The organism is Nocardioides sp. P4_G4, from assembly GCF_056401085.1.
This window is the reverse complement of sequence record NZ_JBFUKA010000171.1, coordinates 1-2,353: the sequence shown is the minus strand read 5'-3', so window position 1 is coordinate 2,353 and position 2,353 is coordinate 1. Positions and strand designations below refer to the sequence as shown.

The following is a 2,353-nucleotide window of genomic DNA, read 5'->3' as shown; positions in this document are numbered from 1 at the left end:
GCAGGCCGGTGGAGGGGCCGCCGCGCTGGACGTCGATGACCAGGAGGGGCAGCTCGGTCATCACGGCAAGGCCGATGGCCTCGGACTTGAGCGCGATGCCCGGACCGGAGGTGGTGGTGACCCCGAGCTGGCCGGCGAAGGACGCGCCGATGGCGGCGCCGACCCCGGCGATCTCGTCCTCGGCCTGGAAGGTCGTCACGCCGAAGGACTTGTGCTTGCTGAGCTCGTGGAGGATGTCGGAGGCCGGGGTGATCGGGTAGGACCCGAGGAACACCTGGAGCCCGGACTGCACGCCGCCTGCGACGAGGCCGTAGGCGAGCGCGAGGTTGCCGGTGATGTTGCGGTAGGTGCCCGACGCCATCGGGGCCGGCTTGACCTCGTAGCGGACGATGAACGTCTCGGTGGTCTCGCCGAAGTTCCAGCCCGCCTTGAACGCCGTCACGTTGGCGTCGCGGATGTCGGGGACCTTGGCGAAGCGACGCTCGAGGAATGAGGTCGTCGACTCGGTGGGCCGGCCGTACATCCAGGACAGCAGGCCGAGGGCGAACATGTTCTTGGCGCGGGAGGCGTCCTTGCGCGAGAGTCCGAACTCCTTGACGGCCGCGACCGTCATGCCGGTCAGGTCGACGCGGTGCACCGCGAACTCGGCGAGGTCGTCGCCGTCGAGCGGGTTGGCGTCGTAGCCGGCCTTGGCGAGGTTGCGGGCGGTGAAGTCGTGGGTGTCCACGATGATCGTCGCCCCGACCGGGAGGTCGCCGAGGTTGGCCCGCAGCGCGGCGGGATTCATCGCGACCAGCACGTCGGGCGCGTCGCCCGCGGTGAGGATGTCGTGGTCGGCGAAGTGCACCTGGAATGACGAGACGCCCGGCAGCGTGCCCTGGGGCGCCCGGATCTCGGCGGGGAAGTTGGGCAACGTCACCAGGTCGTTGCCGAACACGGCCGACTCCTGGGTGAAGCGGTCCCCGGTCAGCTGCATGCCGTCGCCGGAGTCGCCGGCGAACCTGATGATCACGCGATCGAGCTGCTTGACCTGCTTGGTCACGGCCTTGTCACCCCTATGCCTCACTGCTTGTCGTCCGGCTGACCACTGTAGTAGGGGGCCCTCGTACGACGCTCCGGATGCCGCTGCGTGGACCGTCCGGGCGGGGTGACACGCCACACGTTCAGACCAGCACCACGAATCTGTTCTAAGTCATGTAGTCTGCGCGACATTACTTACTAACTGTCCATCTCGGGCATGCGAAAGAGAGTTCACATGTACATCCCCAGCAAGACCTCCTGGCGGCTGGTCGCCGCTTCACTCACCGGGATGCTGGCCCTGACCGCTTGCTCGTCCGACTCCGACGGCGCCACCCCGGACAGCGGTGAATCCATCGACCTCGTGGGCTACTCCGTCCTGGAGCAGGCCAATGACGGTGTCATCAAGGCCTTCGCCGACACCGACGCCGGCAAGGACGTCGAGTTCAAGACGTCGTACGGCGCCTCGGGCGACCAGAGCCGGGCCGTCGAGGCCGGCCAGAAGGCCGACGAGGTGCACTTCTCGCTCGAGCCCGACGTCACCCGCCTGGTCAAGGCGGGCCTGGTCGCCGAGGACTGGAAGGACAACAACACCAAGGGCATCTGCACCGACTCGATCGTCGTCATGGTCGTGCGCACGGGCAACCCGAAGGGCATCGACAGCTGGGACGACCTGGCCAAGGACGGCGTGGGCATCGTGACCCCCAACCCCGCCTCCTCCGGGTCGGCCAAGTGGAACCTGCTCGCCGCCTACGGGTCGGTACTCGCCGGTGGCGGCTCCGACGCGGACGCCGAGAAGTACATGAGCGACCTCTTCGGCAACGTCGCCGCGCTCCCCGACAGTGGCCGCGACGCGACCACCGCCTTCACCAGCGGCACCGGCGACGTCCTGCTCTCCTACGAGAACGAGGCGATCCTCGCCCGCCAGTCCGGCACCGACTTCGACTACGTCGTGCCGGAGTCCTCGATTCTCATCGAGAACCCGTGCGCAGTGACGGAGGATGCGTCGAAGGCGGCCACCGACTTCCTCGAGTTCCAGAAGAGCGAGGCCGGCCAGGAGCAGTACGCCGCCACCGGCTACCGACCGGTCATCGACGGCATCGACATCGACGTGACGGGCGCCAACGACGAGTCGGACCCGTTCCCGGACCCGGCCACGCTGCAGACCATCGACACCGACTTCGAGGGCTGGGACGTCGCGAACGACAAGTTCTTCGGCTCCGGTGAGGACGGCGACCCGCTCGGTATCATCACCAAGATCCAGAGCGAAGCCGGGCAGTGATGACTACCCTCACGGCTACGCCGGGGCCCCCCGGGCCCTCGGCCACCGCGGGGA

2 protein-coding genes are annotated in these 2,353 nt (G+C 68.0%); one reads left to right on the top strand and one right to left on the bottom strand.

The window, feature by feature from the left end:
- The coding region (locus tag AC1DQF_RS21490) for a 2-oxoacid:acceptor oxidoreductase family protein (RefSeq protein ID WP_477527256.1) at positions 1-1,042 on the bottom strand (1,042 nt) is incomplete at its 3' end.
- A gap of 213 nt (positions 1,043-1,255) precedes the next feature.
- On the opposite strand from AC1DQF_RS21490, the gene AC1DQF_RS21485 reads away from it, so the two are divergent.
- Complete coding sequence (locus AC1DQF_RS21485; RefSeq protein WP_477527255.1) at positions 1,256-2,299, top strand: sulfate ABC transporter substrate-binding protein; 1,044 nt, start codon at positions 1,256-1,258, stop codon at positions 2,297-2,299.
- The last annotated feature ends 54 nt before the right edge of the window (positions 2,300-2,353 follow it).

Coding starts and splice junctions, on each gene's coding strand:
- AC1DQF_RS21485 (WP_477527255.1), top strand. CDS start 1,256: ATGTACATCCCCAGCAAGACCTCCTGGCGGCTGGTCGCCGCTTCACTC.